At 68.5% G+C, this 17,920-nt stretch carries 18 protein-coding genes; 16 read left to right on the top strand and 2 right to left on the bottom strand.

All coding sequences use genetic code 11. The features are described 5' to 3' along the window. Window positions 1-61: 61 nt before the first annotated feature. From GPA04_RS16135 to GPA04_RS16090, 10 genes are all read left to right on the top strand, one after another. The gene (locus tag GPA04_RS16135) at window positions 62-616 is read left to right on the top strand and encodes a hypothetical protein (RefSeq protein WP_170299366.1); all 555 of its coding nucleotides are present in this window, start codon (window positions 62-64) and stop codon (window positions 614-616) included. A gap of 119 nt (window positions 617-735) precedes the next feature. Beyond that, a complete protein-coding gene (locus GPA04_RS16130) occupies window positions 736-993 on the top strand; it encodes an SHOCT domain-containing protein (RefSeq protein ID WP_241680852.1) in 258 nt (85 codons plus the stop codon). A gap of 296 nt (window positions 994-1,289) precedes the next feature. Beyond that, window positions 1,290-1,763: a DoxX family membrane protein gene (locus GPA04_RS16125; RefSeq protein ID WP_170299365.1), complete on the top strand. Its 474-nt coding sequence runs from the start codon at window positions 1,290-1,292 to the stop codon at window positions 1,761-1,763. Between the two features lie 523 nt (window positions 1,764-2,286). Further along, window positions 2,287-2,550, top strand: coding sequence for a glutaredoxin-like protein NrdH (gene nrdH / locus GPA04_RS16120; RefSeq protein ID WP_156225206.1), 264 nt, complete (start codon window positions 2,287-2,289; stop codon window positions 2,548-2,550). 199 nt (window positions 2,551-2,749) lie between these two features. Beyond that, window positions 2,750-3,163, top strand: coding sequence for a class Ib ribonucleoside-diphosphate reductase assembly flavoprotein NrdI (gene nrdI / locus GPA04_RS16115; protein ID WP_436277919.1), 414 nt, complete (start codon window positions 2,750-2,752; stop codon window positions 3,161-3,163). Between the two features lie 44 nt (window positions 3,164-3,207). Further along, on the top strand, window positions 3,208-5,313 hold the full coding sequence (nrdE, locus tag GPA04_RS16110; RefSeq protein ID WP_206674260.1) for a class 1b ribonucleoside-diphosphate reductase subunit alpha: 2,106 nt from the start codon (window positions 3,208-3,210) through the stop codon (window positions 5,311-5,313). A gap of 67 nt (window positions 5,314-5,380) precedes the next feature. Then, on the top strand, window positions 5,381-6,367 hold the full coding sequence (gene nrdF, locus GPA04_RS16105; protein WP_156225260.1) for a class 1b ribonucleoside-diphosphate reductase subunit beta: 987 nt from the start codon (window positions 5,381-5,383) through the stop codon (window positions 6,365-6,367). A 21-nt stretch (window positions 6,368-6,388) separates the two neighbouring features. After that, on the top strand, window positions 6,389-6,964 hold the full coding sequence (locus tag GPA04_RS16100) for a GNAT family N-acetyltransferase (RefSeq protein WP_241680851.1): 576 nt from the start codon (window positions 6,389-6,391) through the stop codon (window positions 6,962-6,964). Between the two features lie 164 nt (window positions 6,965-7,128). Then, a complete protein-coding gene (locus GPA04_RS16095; RefSeq protein WP_156225204.1) occupies window positions 7,129-8,457 on the top strand; it encodes a glycoside hydrolase family 125 protein in 1,329 nt (442 codons plus the stop codon). 42 nt (window positions 8,458-8,499) lie between these two features. Further along, window positions 8,500-9,615, top strand: coding sequence for a glycoside hydrolase family 76 protein (locus tag GPA04_RS16090; protein WP_156225203.1), 1,116 nt, complete (start codon window positions 8,500-8,502; stop codon window positions 9,613-9,615). Between the two features lie 45 nt (window positions 9,616-9,660). Here GPA04_RS16090 and GPA04_RS16085 read toward each other — a convergent pair whose 3' ends face one another. Continuing rightward, window positions 9,661-10,776 (bottom strand): substrate-binding domain-containing protein, encoded by a 1,116-nt coding sequence (locus GPA04_RS16085; protein WP_156225202.1) that lies wholly within the window; start codon window positions 10,774-10,776, stop codon window positions 9,661-9,663. Window positions 10,777-10,895: 119 nt separating this feature from the next. On the opposite strand from GPA04_RS16085, the gene GPA04_RS16080 reads away from it, so the two are divergent. Continuing rightward, the gene (locus tag GPA04_RS16080; protein WP_162458639.1) at window positions 10,896-11,906 is read left to right on the top strand and encodes a LacI family DNA-binding transcriptional regulator; all 1,011 of its coding nucleotides are present in this window, start codon (window positions 10,896-10,898) and stop codon (window positions 11,904-11,906) included. 29 nt (window positions 11,907-11,935) lie between these two features. Here the strand turns inward: GPA04_RS16080 and GPA04_RS16075 are convergent, their stop codons facing one another. After that, window positions 11,936-12,925 (bottom strand): family 43 glycosylhydrolase, encoded by a 990-nt coding sequence (locus tag GPA04_RS16075; RefSeq protein ID WP_241680850.1) that lies wholly within the window; start codon window positions 12,923-12,925, stop codon window positions 11,936-11,938. 51 nt (window positions 12,926-12,976) lie between these two features. On the opposite strand from GPA04_RS16075, the gene GPA04_RS16070 reads away from it, so the two are divergent. From GPA04_RS16070 to GPA04_RS16050, 5 genes are all read left to right on the top strand, one after another. Next, window positions 12,977-14,110 carry an ABC transporter permease gene (locus GPA04_RS16070; RefSeq protein WP_241680849.1) on the top strand — a complete coding sequence of 378 codons (1,134 nt, stop codon included), beginning with the start codon at window positions 12,977-12,979 and terminating at the stop codon, window positions 14,108-14,110. Window positions 14,111-14,175: 65 nt separating this feature from the next. Then, window positions 14,176-15,024 carry a carbohydrate ABC transporter permease gene (locus GPA04_RS16065; RefSeq protein WP_241680848.1) on the top strand — a complete coding sequence of 283 codons (849 nt, stop codon included), beginning with the start codon at window positions 14,176-14,178 and terminating at the stop codon, window positions 15,022-15,024. A gap of 47 nt (window positions 15,025-15,071) precedes the next feature. Next, window positions 15,072-16,718 (top strand): extracellular solute-binding protein, encoded by a 1,647-nt coding sequence (locus GPA04_RS16060; RefSeq protein ID WP_162458638.1) that lies wholly within the window; start codon window positions 15,072-15,074, stop codon window positions 16,716-16,718. A 79-nt stretch (window positions 16,719-16,797) separates the two neighbouring features. Beyond that, window positions 16,798-17,493: an AzlC family ABC transporter permease gene (locus GPA04_RS16055; RefSeq protein WP_156225198.1), complete on the top strand. Its 696-nt coding sequence runs from the start codon at window positions 16,798-16,800 to the stop codon at window positions 17,491-17,493. After that, the gene (locus GPA04_RS16050) at window positions 17,490-17,801 is read left to right on the top strand and encodes an AzlD domain-containing protein (protein WP_156225197.1); all 312 of its coding nucleotides are present in this window, start codon (window positions 17,490-17,492) and stop codon (window positions 17,799-17,801) included. Before GPA04_RS16055 ends, GPA04_RS16050 begins: the two co-directional genes overlap by 4 nt. Window positions 17,802-17,920: the final 119 nt, after the last annotated feature.

Below are 17,920 nucleotides of genomic sequence, written 5' to 3'. Positions count from 1 at the left end.
GTAGCGGCGGTGCCGCACCGCGACGGACGACACCGGCGCACGCCCCCGGGACCGTGGACCCATGACCACTCACACCCAGCCGCCGTCCACACGCTCACCCGGCGCGCGCCCCGCGCGAGCCTGGCTGGGGCGCCGAGCCCGCAGCCTCGTCCTGGTGGTGCACATCCTCGCTGCGTCCGCGTGGATCGGCATCGACGTGCTGGTCGCGGTGCTGGTCGGGGTCGGTGCGCTCGCCTCGGACCCCGCCCTGCGCGGTCTCGCCTACCAGGCGCTCGCGTCGTTCGTCGTGGTGCCGATGGCCACGGCGGCGCTGCTGACGCTGGTCAGCGGTGTGCTGCTGGGTCTCGGCACGAGGTGGGGTCTCGTGCGCTATTGGTGGGTCGCCGTCAAGCTCGCGATGAACGTGCTGCTGGTGGTGCTGATCCTGGTGCTGCTGCGACCGGGCATGGCCGATGTGGGCGCGGCCGGTGCGGAGCTGGCCGCGCAGGGCCGCACCGGTGCGGACCTGTCGTTCCTGGTGTTCCCTCCCGCCGTGTCGCTCACGATGCTCGTCCTCGCGGTGGTGCTGGCCGTCACCAAGCCGTGGGGCCGGCTGCGACAGGCCTCGCAAACCTGAACCGGCCGGCCGCCGCCCTACGTCGGTGGGCGTAGCCCAGGTCACGCGCCCGGGCGGATGTCGCGCGGCTGCCCCGGACCGAGGCTGAAGGGGTACCCCCCCACACGAAGGAGAGACTCATGGAGATGCTCGGAGAGGTCCTGGCCGACGGACCGTGGCGGTACGGCGCCGGACCTGGCCCGTTCCTGCTGTTCCCGCTGCTGTGGCTGCTGGCGTTCGGCGGCGTGATCGCCGCGGTCGTCCTCGGCCGGCGGCGTCGCGATGCCCTCGCGGGCACCCGCGCCGGCGAGCGCGTGCTCGCCGAGCGGTTCGCCCAGGGCGAGATCACGGTCGAGGACTATCGCGCCCGGCTCGCCGAGCTGCGAGCCAAGCCCTAGCTCGCACACGGCACGACGGCGGCCGGTCGGTTCCTCGGGAACCGGCCGGCCTGCTCGTGCGCGCCGTCGGACGGGAGATCGCGCCCGACCGCTGCTGGCACCCGGGGGAGGACCCCCGGTCGCCGGCGCGGCCACCCGGCAGCGCACCCGTGCGGCGGCGTCGACGGGCGACGTCGTCCTCGACCGGTGGGCACGCACGCGGACGTAGCGCAGGTGACGTCGGTGGGCCGACGCGCGGGAAGGCCGATCCCGGGAGCGTGGAGCGCGTCGGATCACACCCTACGAAGGAGCTCACCATGTCGACCACATCCACCACGCTGCGCCGCCCCGCCGGGCCGATCGAGCGGGTCCGCGACTGGCTCGCGGCCCACAGCCTCAGCATTCTGCGGGTCAGTCTCGGCCTCGTGTTCCTGACCTTCGCCATCCCCAAGTACGTGCCGGGCCTCAGCCCGGCCGAGGACCTGGCCGCCTCGACCATCGAGGTGCTGACGCTCGGCATCATCGGTGGCCAGGGTGCCGTGCTGATGACCGCGGTGATCGAGACGATCATCGGGCTCACCCTGATCACGGGCAGGTTCGTCAGGGTGGGGCTCGCTGTGCTGGCGGTCGCCCTCGTCGGGATCATGTCGCCGCTCGTGCTGTTCACCGACCTCATGTACTCCGGTGGCCCCAGTCTCGAGGCCCAGTACGTGTTCAAGGACATCGTGCTCGCCGCGGCGGGCCTCGTGATCGCGGCGCAGACCCTCGGAGCGCGGTTGCGGGTCGAATGAGCGGTGTGCGTCCGCAGTCACATCGCGCGGCTGGGACGCGCGGGACAGGTGGGTCCGGCGAGGCACGCGGGACCCACCTGTCCCTGTGGATAGGTGGACGGGCTGTGCACCGAGTGTTGAACTCCCCGCGAGGCCGACGGGGTCGTATTGGCAGTTCCCTGTGGACGGCAGCACGCCCCCTCCCGATGCCCACAGGGCTGTCCACAGCTGTGCCCCGTCCACCCACAGAAAGGCCTCCGGAGTGCACACCGACACGCGGTCGGGGTGTGGATGACACGCACGGCTCCGACACGCCCGACACAACACCTAGGGGTCTCGCGCTTTGTCGGCCACTAGGTGTAGTGTCGAAGACGTCGGGCGGAGCACAAGCGCCCACGAATGACATGGATGTAGTTACGCGGTAGTGATATCGCCGTCGATCCTCCCGATCTGGCCGTCCCGACAGGGCGGAACCATCGCATCGAGGACCGACAGCGGTGACAACCAGGGCGCTGCGGGAGCCGCAGCCAGGAGAGGGGAAACCATGACGATCACCGTCTTCAGCAAGCCGGCCTGTGTGCAGTGCGATGCCACCTACCGCGCGCTGAACAAGCACGGCCTCGAGTACACCGTCGTCGACATCAGCACCGATGCTGAGGCGCTCGAGTCGGTCAAGGCTCTCGGCTACCAGCAGGCGCCGGTCGTGTTCGCCGATGGCGACCACTGGTCGGGCTTCCGGCCCGACCGGATCAAGTCGCTGGTCCAGGCTGCGCAGAGCAGCGTGGCCGGCACCGCTGCCATCGCCTGACCCAGGGAGCCCCAGCAGCCAGCACCGGCTCTGATCCCTCCTCGACTCTCCTCGACCGCCCAGGACGCTCCGCCGTCGGGCGTCGGTGACAACAACATCAGTCCCGCCGACCGGGGCCCGCGACATCGGGGGCTCCGGTTTGGCGCACCACCATCCCTCCGGCTGAGCCGGAGGCCCGCAGACGAAAGGAGCTGACACGATGACGATGCCCCGGCTGTCGGTCGTGTACTTCTCCTCCGTCTCCGAGAACACCAAGCGCTTCGTGGACAGGCTCGGCGTGGCGGCCCAGCGGATCCCGCTGCGCCCCACCGAGCCGCGCCTGCTCGTCACCCAGCCCTACGTCCTGGTCGTCCCGACCTACGGCGGCGGGAACGGCCAGGGTGCGGTGCCCAAGCAGGTCATCAGGTTCCTCAACGAGGAGCGCAACCGCTCACAGCTGCGCGGGGTCGTCTCGGCCGGGAACACCAACTTCGGGGCCGCGTACTGCATCGCCGGCGACATCATCGCCCGCAAGTGCGGCGTGCCCCACCTGTACAAGTTCGAGCTACTAGGAACAACCGAGGACGTGGCATGCGTCCGAGAGGGGATAGAACGACTGTGGCAGCAACCCTGACCGACGTTGAGACGATCGAGGCAGGTGGAGGCTCGCAGGGCGAGATGGACTACCACTCGCTCAACGCGCTCCTGAACCTCTACGGGCCCAACGGTGAGATCCAGTTCGAGAAGGACCGGGAGGCGGCGCGCGCGTACTTCCTCCAGCACGTCAACCAGAACACGGTCTTCTTCCACAACCTGCGCGAGAAGCTCGACTACCTCGTCGAGGAGGGCTACTACGAGGGCGAGGTCCTCGGCAAGTACTCCTTCGAGTTCCTCACGGCGATCTTCGACCACGCGTACAGCAAGAAGTTCCGCTTCCAGACCTTCCTGGGCGCCTTCAAGTACTACACCTCGTACACGCTGAAGACCTTCGACGGCAAGCGCTACCTCGAGCGGTTCGAGGACCGCGTCGTGATGGTCGCGCTGACGCTCGCGGACGGCGACGAGCAGTTCGCGATGACGATGGTCGACGAGATCGTCTCCGGCCGCTTCCAGCCCGCCACCCCGACGTTCCTCAACTCCGGCAAGAAGCAGCGCGGCGAGCCCGTCTCGTGCTTCCTGCTGCGCATCGAGGACAACATGGAGTCGATCGCGCGGGCGATCAACTCCGCGCTGCAGCTGTCGAAGCGCGGCGGCGGCGTGGCGCTGCTGCTGAGCAACATCCGTGAGCACGGTGCGCCGATCAAGAAGATCGAGAACCAGAGCTCCGGCGTCATCCCGGTGATGAAGCTCCTCGAGGACTCCTTCTCCTACGCCAACCAGCTCGGCGCGCGCCAGGGCGCGGGTGCGGTGTACCTGCACGCCCACCACCCCGACATCATGCGGTTCCTCGACACCAAGCGTGAGAACGCCGACGAGAAGATCCGCATCAAGACGCTCTCCCTCGGCGTCGTCATCCCCGACGTCACGTTCGAGCTCGCGCGCAAGAACGAGGACATGTACCTGTTCTCGCCGTACGACGTCGAGCGCGTCTACGGCGTGCCGTTCGCCGAGATCAACGTGACCGAGAAGTACCACGAGATGGTCGACGACGGCCGGATCAAGAAGAAGAAGATCAAGGCACGCGAGTTCTTCACCACGCTCGCCGAGATCCAGTTCGAGTCCGGCTACCCGTACATCATGTTCGAGGACACGGTGAACAAGGCCAACCCGGTCGAGGGCAAGATCACGCACTCGAACCTGTGCAGCGAGATCCTGCAGGTCTCGACGGCCTCGACGTACAACGAGGACCTGTCGTACAACCACGTCGGCAAGGACATCTCCTGCAACCTGGGCTCGATGAACATCGCGCTGTCGATGGACTCGCCCGACCTCGGCAAGACGGTCGGCACCGCGATCCGTGCGCTGACCGCCGTGTCGGACCAGACCCACATCTGGTCGGTGCCGAGCATCGAGCAGGGGAACAACTCCAGCCACGCCATCGGGCTCGGCCAGATGAACCTGCACGGCTACCTCGCCCGCGAGCGGATCCACTACGGATCCGAGGAGGGCATCGACTTCACGAACATCTACTTCTACGCCGTGCTGTTCCACGCCCTCACCGAGTCGAACAAGCTCGCGATCGAGCGAGGCACCGCCTTCGGCGGCTTCGAGCGCAGCAAGTACGCCAGCGGCGAGTTCTTCGACAAGTACACCGAGCAGGAATGGAAGCCGGCCACGGAGCGGGTCGCGCAGCTGTTCGCCGACGCGGGTGTCGAGATCCCCACGCAGGGGGACTGGCGTGCGCTGAAGGCCTCGGTCATGGAGCACGGGATCTACAACCAGAACCTGCAGGCCGTGCCGCCGACCGGCTCGATCAGCTACATCAACAACTCGACCTCCTCGATCCACCCGGTGGCGAGCAAGATCGAGATCCGCAAGGAAGGCAAGATCGGCCGCGTCTACTACCCGGCGCCGTTCATGACGAACGACAACCTGGAGTACTTCCAGGACGCGTACGAGATCGGCTACGAGAAGATCATCGACACCTACGCGGCTGCCACCCAGCACGTGGACCAGGGTCTGAGCCTGACGCTGTTCTTCAAGGACACCGTGACCACGCGCGACCTCAACAAGGCGCAGATCTACGCGTGGCGCAAGGGCATCAAGACGCTGTACTACATCCGCCTCCGGCAGCTGGCGCTCGAGGGCACCGAGGTGGAGGGTTGCGTCAGTTGCATGCTCTAGCCGCACGCGGCAGCGCCGCACCCGCATCGAACCAATCTGAGTGCAAGGAAGTGACGCAGTGACCGCAGTGAGTGCAGCGCACGGCGAGGCGCCGAAGCTGGTCAGCCGTGTGTCGGCGATCAACTGGAACCGGATCGAGGACGAGAAGGACGTCGAGGTCTGGAACCGCCTCGTCAACAACTTCTGGCTGCCCGAGAAGGTGCCGCTGAGCAACGACATCCAGTCCTGGCACACCCTCCGCGAGGAGGAGCAGCGCATGACGACCCGGGTGTTCACGGGTCTGACGATGCTCGACACCATCCAGGGCACGGTCGGCGCCGTCTCCCTGATCCCGGATGCGGTCACCCCGCACGAGGAGGCGGTGTACACCAACATCGCATTCATGGAGTCGGTGCACGCCAAGTCCTACTCCTCGATCTTCTCGACGCTGATCTCCACGCAGGAGATCGACGAGGCGTTCCGCTGGAGCGAGGAGAACGCCAACGTGCAGGAGAAGGCACGGATCGTCCTCGAGTACTACCGCGGCGACGACCCGGAGAAGCGCAAGGTCGCCTCCACGATGCTGGAGTCGTTCCTGTTCTACTCGGGCTTCTACGCCCCGATGTACTGGTCCAGCCACGCCAAGCTCACCAACACCGCGGACCTGATCCGGCTGATCATCCGCGACGAGGCCGTGCACGGCTACTACATCGGGTACAAGTACCAGAAGGCTCTGGAGAAGGCCTCGCCGCAGCGCCAGCAGGAGCTGAAGGACTACACCTTCGAGCTGCTCTTCGAGCTGTACGAGAACGAGGAGCAGTACACCGAGGACCTCTACGACCCGCTGGGCCTGACCGAGGACGTCAAGGCGTTCCTGCGCTACAACGCCAACAAGGCGCTGATGAACCTCGGGTACGAGGGCCTGTTCCCCAAGGACCAGACGGCGGTCAACCCCGCGATCCTGTCCGCGCTCTCGCCGAACGCCGACGAGAACCACGACTTCTTCTCCGGGTCGGGCTCCTCCTACGTGATCGGCAAGGCCGTCAACACCGAGGACGAGGACTGGGAGTTCTGAGCGGTGGGTAGCCAGGGTCGGGTGCGCCCGACGCTGGCCACCCCACGGATGGTGCTCGAGCCGATGCGGCCCGAGCACCTGCCGCATCTGGTCGACCTCGACGGCGACCCCGAGGTGATGCGCCACCTGATCGGTCGCGCCCGCACCGCCGAGGAGGCGCGTGCCCACTGGCGCCCGTTCTGCGAGCGCACCGCCGCCGATCGGCACGGCCTCGGCTTCTGGGTGGGGTTCGCCGACGGCGACTTCGTCGGCTGGTGGGACGCCTCGCCACCGCTCCCGGTCACCGATCGGGTGCCGTCGACGGCGGAGGTCGGGTGGCGGCTGCGCCGACAGCGCTGGGGCGGCGGGCTGGCGACCGAGGGTGCCCGGGCGGTCCTCGAGCACTGCTTCGTCACCGTGGGTCTGCTGCGCGTCACCGCCGAGACCATGGCGGTCAACCAGGCCAGCCGCGGCGTGATGCGCAAGCTCGGCATGCGCCACGTCCGCACCGAGGTGCGGGAGTGGGACGACCCGTTGCCGAGCGCCGAGCAGGGCGAGGTGGTCTACGAGATCACGCGCGAGGAGTGGCTCGGCTTCGGGCCGACCGCTGAGTCCTGACGGGCGCTGAGCCTCGAGCGCTGAGCGGCGGGCGTGGAGCGCAAGTCGCTCTCCGACGCGCCTTGTCGATCCCCGACGCCCCGCGCGCCCGGGCTGACAAGCGCGCCTGGCTTTGATACCTTCCCACGTATTCGATATATCCATTACGTCAGCGAGGACATGGGATGGGCCTGATCGACGACCGTGTGCTCGATGCGATGGTCGGCGCGGCAGCCGACGCGCTCGACCACACCACAGCCACGATGTTCGGTGAGGCGATGCGCCGGACCCTGAGCGACGCCGTCGAGCGGTTCGACGACGGACCGGCCGGGACGGCCTTCCTGCTCACCGGTGACATCCCCGCCATGTGGTTGCGCGACTCCGCCGCCCAGATGCGCCCGTACCTCGCGCTGCTCTCGCTGGACCCGGGTCTGGGTGACCTGATCGCCGCGGTCGTGCGACAGCAGTCTCGGCAGATCGTCCGGGACCCCTACGCCAACGCGTTCAACGACGGCCCGACCGGCGCGGGACACCAGGCCGACGCGACCGCGATGACGCCGTGGACCTGGGAGCGCAAGTACGAGGTGGACTCGCTGGCGTTCCCGCTCCAGCTGGCCCACCAGCTCTGGCGCGCCACCGGTCGGACCGACCACCTCGACGAGGCGTTCGTGCAGGCAGCGCGGCTGGTGATGCAGACGATCCGCGTCGAGCAGGACCACGACGCCTGCTCGGACTACCGTTTCGAGCGCACCGACTGCCCGGACTCGGACACGCTCGTGGGTGGCCACGGCACGCCGGTCGCCGTCACCGGGATGACGTGGAGCGCCTTCCGACCGAGCGATGACGCCTGCCGCTACCACTACAACGTCCCGGGCAACATCTTCGCCGCCGCGGCGCTGCGGGACCTCGCCGAGCTCGCGGCCGCACCGCTCGCCGACCCCGACCTCGGGGCGGACGCGGTCACGCTCGCGACCGAGCTCGAGGAGGCCGTCGAGCAGCACGGCGTGGTCGAGGTCCCGGGGTTCGGCCCGGTGTGGGCCTACGAGGTCGACGGGCTCGGCAACCACCTGCTCATGGACGACGCGAACATGCCGAGCCTGATGTCGCTGCCGCTGACCGGCGGGGTCGCTCCGGACGACCCTCGCTACCTGGCCACGCGCGCGTTCGTGCTCAGCGAGGCCAACCCCACGTTCGTGCGCGGCCGTGCCGCCGAGGGGCTCGGCAGCCCGCACACGCCGGCGGGCTACGTCTGGCCGATCGCCGCAGCCGTCCAAGGGCTGACGGCGCGCGAGGAGCAGGAGAAGCGAGCGGTGCTCGCGATGCTCCGCGACACCCACGCCGCCCGTGGCCGCATGACCGAGTCGTTCGACGCCGACGACCCCACGCGGTTCACCCGCGAGTGGTTCTCGTGGGCCGACGCGATGTTCTGCGAGCTGGTGCTGGACGTGCTCGGCCACCGCGTGCCGGCCGGCGCCCGGGAACCCCAGTCGCACACGAGCACGAACCGGACCTGACACCGCGCCCGACCACGGAGACCGGATCCTGAAGGTGAACCGATGACCGACGTCCCCCAGCGGTGGCCGGATCGAGCCGATCTCGCCCAGCGCTCCCTCGACCTGCTCTGGGGCGCACCCTGGCCGCAGCTGCTGCACAACGCCCATCCGGTGCGCGACGACACGACCTTCAACTACTGGTGGCTCGCCCACGCCGTCGACTGCCGGTTGGACGCCTACGCGCGGACCGGCGCGCCCGTGTGGCTGGACGCTGCGCGCACGACCGCCCGCAACGTCGTCGAGCGCAACGGCGGCAGCCTGGTCAACGACTACTTCGACGACATGCTCTGGTACGCGCTGGCGCTGCTCCGGCTCGCCGAGTCGGACGAGGAGGGCAGCGAGGAGCCGCTGCGCGACGTGGGTGCGCTGTGGACGCATGTGCTCGAGCACGGGTGGACGGACGCCCACGGGTGGTCGATGAGCTGGCGGCGGCAGCAGCCGTACTACAAGAACACCCCGGCCAACGGGCCGTTCATCATCCTGGGTGCCCGGCTCGCGCGCCGGACCGGGAGCGCGGAGCACCTGGAACCGGCACTTGCGTCGATGGCGTGGTTGCGGCGACACCTCGTCCGCGAGGACGGCTTCGTGTGGGACGGGCTCGGTCGCGAGGGCGGCGACGAGATCGACTCGAGCTGGCGCTTCACCTACAACCAAGGGCTGTTCATCGGCGCCTGTGTCGAGCTGTTCCGGACCGACGGGGACACGACGTGGCTCGACCTCGCGCAGCAGACGGCGGAGGTCTCGATCACCGAGCTCGCGCGCGAGGGCGTGTTCGTCCGTGACGGCGGCGACCTCGACGACCGGGTGCCCGACGTCGACGGCGCCGACACCGGCCTCTTCAAGGGCATCTGGTTCCGGTACGCGACGCAGCTGCTCCTGGAGCGGGAGGTGCCGGCGGTGCGGGATCTGCTGCGCAGCAGCACCGACGCGCTCTGGCGCTCCGGCGTCACGACGCTCGCAGCTGCGGGCGTCGCGGACGCCGCCCCGGCGCACACGCCCGACGAGCCGGTGCTGCGCGCGGGCGACGACTGGCTCCGGCCCGCACCGCGCGAGGTGGGCTACTCCACCCAGCTCAGCGCGATCATGGCCACCGAGGCGCGGGCGTCGATCGACGGCTGACCGCTCGCCGGGATGCTCCCGGCCACGCGGCTCCCGGCCACGCGGTCACGCCGTCGGCGAGCCCTGCGCGGCCGTCGGCCGCGCGGTGGAGCCGCCCTCGACCAGCCGGACCGCGATGATCTCCTGACGCACGGCCGCCGGATCGGCGACCTGCTCCAGCGCGAGCTCGAGCGCTCGGCCGCCGAGCGCGTGCTGGTCCTGCTCGATGTGCGTGAACGGCATCGCCGCGTCGACGAACTCGGGGGGAGCGTCGAAGCAGATGATCGACAGCTCGGTGGGCACGTCCCGGCCGGCCCGGCGTGCGGCCTGGAGCACGAGCCGCGCCGAGTGGTACTCCGCGGCCACCACGCCCGTGACCTGCGGGTGGCTGGTCAGGTACGCGGCGAGACGTTCGACGTCGTCGTCGGCGGCGGTGACGCTGCCCGGGACCACGGAGCGGACGTCGGCGTAGATCGCCTCGGGTCGTAGCCGGACGTGGCGTTCGGCGTGGGCCGCGACGAACCCGCGACGCCGTTCGTCGAGCGTCGAGACATGGTTCGGGGACAGCGCGAGCGCGATCTGCTCGTGCCCGAGGCCGAAGAGGTGCTCGGCGGCGAGCTGGCCACCGGCCACGTTGTCGGAGGTGACCGTGCTGACCGGCGTGCCCACCAGGGTGCGGTCGACGATGACGATCGGGAACTGACGCCCGACCAGCGACACCACCGCGGCCGGGATGAACTCGGAGGAGGACGGCAGCAGCACGAGCGCGTCGAGCCCGCGCTCCAGCTGCGCCTCGATCAGACGCTCTTCCAGGTCGGGGTCACCGTGCGAGGTGGCGACGACCACGTGCGCCCGACCGGGTGCGCGGTTGAGCATGCCGTTGAGGACACGGGTGCCGAACGCGTCGTCGAAGCCGGGCACCACGTACCCGACCACGGCCTCGCCGGTCCGCTGGTCGCGCTCCGGCTCCCGCGACACCACGACCGTGCCGATGCGGGGGCGGCGCACGACGAAGCCCTCGTCACGGAGCATGTCGAGCGCGCGCTTGATCGTGATCGCACTGACCGAGAACTCGTCGGTGAGCTCCTCCTGCGAGGGCAGCCGGTCGCCGACGCCGATCGTCCCCTCACGGATGCGTCGGCGCAGCGTCTCGTGCACCTGCGTGTACAGCGCGTCCGCCACGCGTCGTCCCTTCTGAGCACAATCAATACAGCGATTGTCATCCTCCCACCCTTTACGATCGCTCCCGTGGACGTACCCCGCCGCCAGGAGCGGCCCTGATGAGCGGGAGACGTGGCCGCGTGCGTTTGGAGGATGTCGCGGAGGTTGCAGGCGTCTCAGCGAAGACGGTCTCCAACGTCATCCGTAACTACCGCTATGTCAGCGATGCCACGCGCACGAAGGTCGAGGCGGCGATGGCGGAGCTCGGTTACCGCGTCAACTTGTCCGCACGCGCACTCGCCAGCAACCAGACCGGTTTCATCGCGCTGGCGATACCTGGCCTCGACAATCCTTACTACTCACGCCTGGCCGGCTACGTCATCGACGCCGCACGTGAGCACGACTGGATCGTGCTGATCGAGCAGACAGGTTCGTCGGAGGCGCTGGAGAAAGCAGCGGTGAGCGGCGCAGGGTCGCAGCTGGTCGACGGCGTCATCCTGCAGCCTGACGCCATCGGTCATGCCGACCTCACTGGTCGCTTCGCCCACCACAACCTTGTCCTCATCGGCGAGAGTGGCGTCACCGCGTCCGCTGATCACGTCACGGCCGATGCCGCGGCTGCCGCCCGCGAGCTGGTGGAGCACCTGCTGGCGCAAGGACGGTCCCGGATCGCCACGGTCGGGATCCGACCCCAGGATCGACCGAACGCGAGCGAGCTTCGGTACCGGGGGCTCAGCCAGGCAGTGGAGAGCGCAGGGCTCCAGGTTCGCGCGGAGTACTTGATCCCGGTGTCCCGCAACCGAAGGCCTGACGGCGCCGAAGCCGTGGATCAGCTACTCGCGCTTGATGAGCCCCCGGACGCCATCATCTGCTTCAACGACCTGGTCGGTAGCGGTGTGCTGGCGCGGTTGCGTGAGCGTGGAGTCCGGGTCCCCGGTGACATCGCGGTCGCGGGCTTCGACGACAACGAGGAGTCACGCTTCACCTACCCACCGCTGACGAGCGTCGCGTTCGACCTCGAGGCGATAGCTCGCCGATGCGTCCAGCGGCTGCTGCTTCGTGCGGGTCCGGACGGAGCCGACCAACCGCCTGTGCGCACGGTGGTAGGACACCGACTCGTCGTCCGTGGCAGCACCGTAGCCAGCGACTGACCCTGCGCGCTCGATCGTGACCCCGCCGGTCAGCGAGTCGCCGTGCGCAGGCGCGGCCGGCCGCCGTCGTCCCAGAGGATCTCCGTCGCAGCCAGAAGGTTGGTGCGGCCGCCCGTGTCGTTGCCCTGGAAGAAGAGGTACGTGCGTCCGTCAGCGTCGGTGAGCACGCCGGGGTGCCCGCTCTCGGACGAGTTCCAGGTTCCCGGCTTCCCGTTGGTCATGAACGGCTCGGCCGATCCCCGCGTCCAGTTGACGCCGTCGTTGCTGGTCGCATACCCAATCTGCTGGGGATCGTTGTTGTACCCGCCGGCGTAGAACATCACGAGACCGGACTTCGACCGGACAAGGGCGGGAGCTTCGATGCACTCAAGCTCCCAGTCCAGCTCCGGCGTCAGCGCTGGGCCGGCGAGGCTGAGATCGCGCCAGTCCTGGCGACTGAACGCGCTGTCGAGGTCGGCTTCTGCGGTTCCGACCATCTGGGTGCGCATATCTGGGTCGCGTGTTGCCCACGCCAGCAGCAGACGATCACCGTCGACGATGACATCGGCATCGATGGCCCGCCCACAGTTCCACTCGCCGCTAGGGCGGAACACCGGGTTGGACGCATCGGACGTGAAGGTGACGCCATCGGTGGACGACGCGTGGCATATCGCATCGCGTGCTCCGGTGCCGTAGCTCTGGTAGAAGAGGTGGACGACCCCATCGATGACGACGGCGCCCGGGGCGGCCAACCCTCGTGCGTCGTACTCACCCGTCGGCTGCATCCGGGCGAGGAGCTCCCACGATCGAAGGTCTGAGCTCGCAGCGATGCCGACGCGCAGCCCCGAGCGCTCGTCGCCCGGCGCTGGGTGAACCGTGAAGTACATCAGGTATCGCTCGCCGAAGCGTACGACCGACGGATCCTTCGCCCATAGCCGGCCATCGGAGAGCGGGACACCCCAAGGTTCCGAGAGCAGCGGTGGTGCTGCCGCGGCCGCAGCGGCTACGGCGGGGGTGGTGCTCATCGGTGGCTGCGCCATGGTGCGACTCCTCGACACGGGGTTCGGAACGTCGGTTCCCGGATAGTCGGAATGTACAGCGCTGAACTGCCCCTCATCAACCAGCACTGGGAACGTTGGAACCAAGCGCTTGACACGACGCGTCGTTCCTGCACATACTGCCGATGTTTCAGCGCTGAACTACGAACCGGAGGGCGAATGAGTCGCACCGACAGCGCCTCGACCGCCTCCATTGCGGTTTCCGCGTCGCCGACGCTGTCTCGGGCGGCGCTCGAGGCACCACCGCCTCGGCGACGGCTCGCCTGGCACGCGCGCATCGCCCGCGATCGCGCGCTGCTGCTCATGGCAGCGCCGGGGATGCTCCTGCTGCTGCTCTTCCAGTACCTCCCACTCGCGGGCAACATCATCGCGTTCCAGAACTACCTGCCGTTCCTGCCACTGGGGCAGAGTCCCTGGGTAGGTCTGGAGAACTTCACCGTCATCGTGAACGGCGACCCCGCCTTCCTCAACGCGCTGCGCAACACTCTCGTCCTGACGCTCGTGCAGGTGGTCCTGGTCTTCCCGGCGCCGATCGCGCTCGCGCTGCTGATGAACAGCATGCTCTCGGAGCGGCTGAAGCGCGCCGTGCAGTCGGTGCTCTACCTGCCGCACTTCCTGTCCTGGGTGATCGTCGTCGCGATCTTCCAGCAGGTGCTGGGCGGCTCCGGGATGCTCAACAGCTTTCTGCGCTCCCAGGGTGCAGAGACGCTGTCGATCATCGGCAACCCGGACCTGTTCGTCGCGCTGCTGACGAGTCAGGTCATGTGGAAGGACACCGGGTGGGCCACGATCTTGTTCCTGGCCGCCCTCTCTCAGATCGACACCTCGCTGTACGAGGCTGCCAAGGTCGATGGTGCCTCGCGGATGCGCCAGGTATGGCACGTGACGCTTCCCGGTATCCGGGCCGTCGTCATCCTGTTGCTGATCTTGCGGCTCGGTGACTCACTGACCGTGGGGTTCGAGCAGATCATCCTTCAGCAGGGTGGTGTCGGGCTCGCCGCCAGCGAGGTGCTGGACACCTACGTCTACAACAACGGCATCGTCGGTGGCCAGTGGGGCGTGGCGGCAGCCGTAGGCCTCGTCAAGGGATTGGTCGGCGTCGCGCTGGTGGTTGGCGCCAACAAGATCGCCCACCTGCTCGGTGAGAACGGGGTCTATCGCTCATGACGACGTCGACCGGACGCGCGCAGCGGGGTTCACGACACCTCCCGATCGACGCACCGCCCCTATCGATGCGCGCGCTCAAGGCGATCGTGCTGATCGTGCTCTGCGCCGCCGTCATCCTCCCCTTTGTCGGGATCATCTCGACGAGCCTTGCCGACCGCGCGCAGGTGACGGCGTCGGGCGGCTTCGTGCTGCTCCCGACCAACGTGTCGCTGGACTCTTACCGCACGATCTTCGCCGGTGGGGTGGTCTCACGCGCGCTGATGGTCAGCCTCGGTGTGACCATCGTCGGAACGGCCGTGAGCCTGGCTGTCTCCACGCTCTTCGCCTATGCACTGAGCCGGCAAGGATCATTCGGTCAGAAGCCGATGTTGATGCTGCTTCTGCTGTCGCTCCTGTTCTCGCCCGGGCTGATCCCGAGCTATCTGGTGGTCAAGGAGCTGGGGCTGCTGGACAGCTACTGGGCGTTGATCCTGCCGACGGCGCTCAGTGCCTTCAACGTGATCGTCCTGCGCGCGTTCTTCATGGGCATCCCTGCTGAGCTCATCGACTCGGCACGGATCGACGGTGCGGGTCACCTGATGGTGTTCGCCCGAATCGTGCTGCCGCTGTCGAAGGCGGTGCTGGCCGTGATCGGGCTGTTCTACGCCGTGGGCTATTGGAACTCCTTCTTCAACGCACTGATCTATCTGAACGACACCGCGAAGTGGCCGCTTCAGCTCGTGCTGCGGACCTACGTCGTCAACAACACGGAGATCGCCGCCACCGATCTGGGGTCCGGCTCGGAGAACCTGCCCCCGCAGGCATCGATTCAGATGGCGATCCTCGTCGTCACGATCGTGCCGATCCTCATCGTGTACCCGTTCCTGCAACGCCATTTCGCCAAGGGCGTCCTCACCGGCGCCGTCAAGGGCTGACCTGGGGCATGGCGACGTCGCCGGTCCCGCACCAGAAAGGAACCACCATGTCCGACTCTCTCCTCGACCGACGCACTTTCCTGGGGGCAGGCCTCGGCGCCGCGGCGATCGTCGCCGTCGGTTCGATGGCCTCGTGCTCGACCCCGACGGCCCCGACCGGTGGCAGCGTCGCCGGCGCCGGTGTCGAGCTTCCCTCCTACATCCGCTTCGCGGGTGTCACCGCCGATATCCCGGGAACCGACGCCGGCATCCCCGACACCTTCTTCGCATACCCGGCCAACCCGCAGCCAGCGACAACCGAGCTGCCGGCCGATGGGTCTGCCATCCGAGGCTCGGTGCCGATCAACAAGGCGGTGCCGCCGAGCATGGATCGCAACTCCTACTGGCAAGAGCTGAACGCGCGTATCGGGTCGGACCTCAGTCTGACGATCACGCCGGGTGCGGACTTCGCGCAGCGTTTCGCCACGGCGGTTGCCGGCGACGGTCTTGGCGACGTCTTCACCGTGGACCTGGGGTTCGCCCAGCTCCCGCAGTTTCTCGAGACCCAGTGCCAGGATCTGACCGAGTACCTGGCCGGTGACGCGGTGGCGGACTACCCCTTCCTGGCCAACCTGCCGACCGATTCTTGGCGCGGAACCGTCTTCAACGGGGCGATCTACGGCCTGCCGATCACACGAGGTGTGCAGTCCTCGGTGCTCCTCTACACCCGTCGCGACCTGTTCGAGGCGCGCGGGGTCGACCCGCAACCCACCACGATCGACGAGTTCCTTCAGACCTGCCAGGCGATGACCGATGTGCGCTCGAACGTGTGGGCGCTGACCGCCGTGCCCATGTCGATGCTTCAGCAGATGTACGGCTTGCCCAACACGTGGGGTGTGGACGAGGCCGGGGTCTTCACACACGCGCTCGAGACTGACGGATACAAGGATGCGCTCGAGCTGGGTCGCCGTCTGATCGCGGACGAGCTGGTGCATCCTGACAGCGTGGACGCCAGCACAGCCGATCAGAAGCTCTGGTTCGGGGCGGGCTCGGGTGCGATCCACCAGGACACGTACTCGGGCATGGGCTCGATGTACGAGGTCGGATCGGGCGGCCCTGAGAACTACGCGGTCGGCCTGATGGTGACACCGAGCGAGAGCGGAGAGCCGGCGCCGCTGTGGCTGGGCAACCCGAACAACACGATCTCGGCCCTCAAGCAGGCAGACGAGTCGCGGATCCGGATGTTGCTCGAGGTGCTGAACTGGCTGGCCGCCCCGATCGGCACTGCGGAGCACATGTTCCGCAAGTACGGGGTCGAAGGGGTGCACCACGAGCTCGACGACAACGGTGACCCGGTGATGACGCCGCTGGGTGACAGCGAAGCCTCAGGCGGCACGTTCCCGATCGAGTACCTCATCGACGGTCCGCGACCGAGCTACTACCCCGGTCGGCCCCATGTCGCTCAGGACATCTACGACCACATGGAGGTGGTCATCCCGACGGGTGTGCGGAACCCGACCGTCGGTCTCTACTCGACGACGCAGGGCACGAACGGTGGGCGCCTCACCACGATGGCCAACGACGCCGCCAACGCGATCCTCCTAGGCCGTGAACCGGTCTCGTCCTGGGACGAGGTCGCGACCGATTGGCGTTCCGGCGGGGGCGACACCATCCGGGCTGAGTACGAGGAGGCCTACGCTCAGACGCAGGCCTGACGGGAAGGGCCGGAGCGGACGCGACGCCATCGGGTGTCGCGGGAGGTTCGGCTCGTGAGCCCCGTGGCAGAGTTGACACGTGCCCGCGAGCCCCAGCGTCCGATCCGCCGTCAGGCAGGGCATCTCGGTAGGACTGGCGACGGGCGCGTACGGCGTCTCCTTCGGTGCGCTGTCGGTCGCGTCGGGGTTGGACGTGTGGCAGACGTGCGTGCTGTCCTTGCTGATGTTCACCGGTGGCAGCCAGTTCGCCTTCATCGGGGTGATCGGTGGCGGCGGCGCGGGGGCTGCGGCCACCGCGACCGCCGCCCTGCTCGGGATCCGCAACTCGCTGTACGGGCTGCAGATGGCGTCGTTGCTGCGGGCGCACGGGCTGCGCCGGTTCGCGGCGGCTCAGGTGACGATCGACGAGTCGACGGCGGTCGCGCTCGCCCAGGACGACCCGCCCGCCCAGCGGGCCGGGTTCTGGGCGGCCGGGCTCGGCGTCTTCGTCTTCTGGAACCTCACGACGCTGGCCGGCGCGCTGCTCGGTGACGTGCTCGGCGACCCGGCGAGATGGGGGCTGGACGGCGCCGCGGCTGCCGCCTTCCTCGCGCTGCTGTGGCCGCGGCTGGCGCAGCGGCAGGCACAGGCGATCGGTGCGGTCGCGGCGGTCGTGGCGGCGGTCGTGATCCCGATCGCACCCGCCGGGATCCCCGTGCTCGCCGCTGCTGCCGTCACCGCCGCGATCGCCTGGTGGCAGTATCGCGAGCCGCCGCACGTGCGGGGGACGACATGAGCCTGTGGGGATGGGTGCTGCTCGCGGCGGTCATCTGCCTCGTGATCAAGGTCGCCGGCTACCTGGTGCCCAGCGAGGTGCTCGAGAACCGGCGGGTCGCGCACACCGCCGCGATGGTCACCTGCGGCCTGCTCGCGGCGCTCGTCGTCACCCAGACCTTCGCCGCGGGATCGGCCCTCGTCCTCGACGCCCGGGTCGCTGCGATCGCTGTCGCCGCGGTGGCGCTGTGGCTGCGCGCCCCGTTCATCGTCGTGGTGTTGCTCGGCGCGCTCGCGGCCGCCGGGGTCCGCGCGCTGGGCTGGGGCTGAGCGCTCCAGGCCCCGACGACGACGGGTCGAACGATCAGGGCCGCAAACGTGCCGCAAGCGGTTGCGGTACGGTTGCAGTCGTGCGCCGGGGGCGCACGTATCGTCAAGACACCGATGTG

This window comes from Pseudactinotalea suaedae (assembly GCF_009733815.1).
GTDB lineage: Bacteria > Actinomycetota > Actinomycetes > Actinomycetales > Beutenbergiaceae > Pseudactinotalea > Pseudactinotalea suaedae.
This window is presented reverse-complemented; position numbering and strand designations above follow the sequence as displayed.

What these genes read in the sequence shown, in the direction of transcription:
- GPA04_RS16075 (WP_241680850.1), bottom strand. Translation starts at nt 12,925, where the DNA reads ATGGCGCAGCCACCGATGAGCACCACCCCCGCCGTAGCCGCTGCGGCC.
- GPA04_RS16135 (WP_170299366.1), top strand. Translation starts at nt 62, where the DNA reads ATGACCACTCACACCCAGCCGCCGTCCACACGCTCACCCGGCGCGCGC.
- nrdE (WP_206674260.1), top strand. Translation starts at nt 3,208, where the DNA reads ATGGACTACCACTCGCTCAACGCGCTCCTGAACCTCTACGGGCCCAAC.
- GPA04_RS16060 (WP_162458638.1), top strand. Translation starts at nt 15,072, where the DNA reads ATGTCCGACTCTCTCCTCGACCGACGCACTTTCCTGGGGGCAGGCCTC.
- GPA04_RS16065 (WP_241680848.1), top strand. Translation starts at nt 14,176, where the DNA reads ATGCGCGCGCTCAAGGCGATCGTGCTGATCGTGCTCTGCGCCGCCGTC.
- GPA04_RS16125 (WP_170299365.1), top strand. Translation starts at nt 1,290, where the DNA reads ATGTCGACCACATCCACCACGCTGCGCCGCCCCGCCGGGCCGATCGAG.
- GPA04_RS16050 (WP_156225197.1), top strand. Translation starts at nt 17,490, where the DNA reads ATGAGCCTGTGGGGATGGGTGCTGCTCGCGGCGGTCATCTGCCTCGTG.
- GPA04_RS16095 (WP_156225204.1), top strand. Translation starts at nt 7,129, where the DNA reads ATGGGCCTGATCGACGACCGTGTGCTCGATGCGATGGTCGGCGCGGCA.
- GPA04_RS16090 (WP_156225203.1), top strand. Translation starts at nt 8,500, where the DNA reads ATGACCGACGTCCCCCAGCGGTGGCCGGATCGAGCCGATCTCGCCCAG.
- GPA04_RS16070 (WP_241680849.1), top strand. Translation starts at nt 12,977, where the DNA reads ATGTACAGCGCTGAACTGCCCCTCATCAACCAGCACTGGGAACGTTGG.
- nrdH (WP_156225206.1), top strand. Translation starts at nt 2,287, where the DNA reads ATGACGATCACCGTCTTCAGCAAGCCGGCCTGTGTGCAGTGCGATGCC.
- nrdI (WP_436277919.1), top strand. Translation starts at nt 2,750, where the DNA reads ATGACGATGCCCCGGCTGTCGGTCGTGTACTTCTCCTCCGTCTCCGAG.
- GPA04_RS16130 (WP_241680852.1), top strand. Translation starts at nt 736, where the DNA reads ATGGAGATGCTCGGAGAGGTCCTGGCCGACGGACCGTGGCGGTACGGC.